A 242-nucleotide genomic window follows, 5' to 3' on the forward strand; every position below is an offset into this window, starting at 1 on the left:
CTGCACGACCCACCATTCTTTAAGAATGACTCTCAAGATGGGGCTATAGCTCAGCTGGGAGAGCGCCTGCCTTGCACGCAGGAGGTCTGCGGTTCGATCCCGCATAGCTCCACCATTCTTGACGTCTACCACAAGACGAAAAACTTATGTGGGCGATTAGCTCAGTTGGGAGAGCACCTGCCTTACAAGCAGGGGGTCACTGGTTCGAGCCCGGTATCGCCCACCATCTTTAAACATTCTCT

2 tRNA genes are annotated in these 242 nt (G+C 53.7%); both read left to right on the top strand.

Annotated features, from left to right (window positions below):
• Window positions 1-39: 39 nt before the first annotated feature.
• Window positions 40-115: transfer RNA gene (locus H735_RS29420), tRNA-Ala, on the top strand.
• 35 nt (window positions 116-150) lie between these two features.
• Window positions 151-226, top strand: a tRNA-Val gene (locus H735_RS29425).
• The last annotated feature ends 16 nt before the right edge of the window (window positions 227-242 follow it).

Source organism: Vibrio owensii CAIM 1854 = LMG 25443 (assembly GCF_000817815.1).
In the GTDB taxonomy this organism is placed as follows: Bacteria; Pseudomonadota; Gammaproteobacteria; order Enterobacterales; family Vibrionaceae; genus Vibrio; species Vibrio owensii.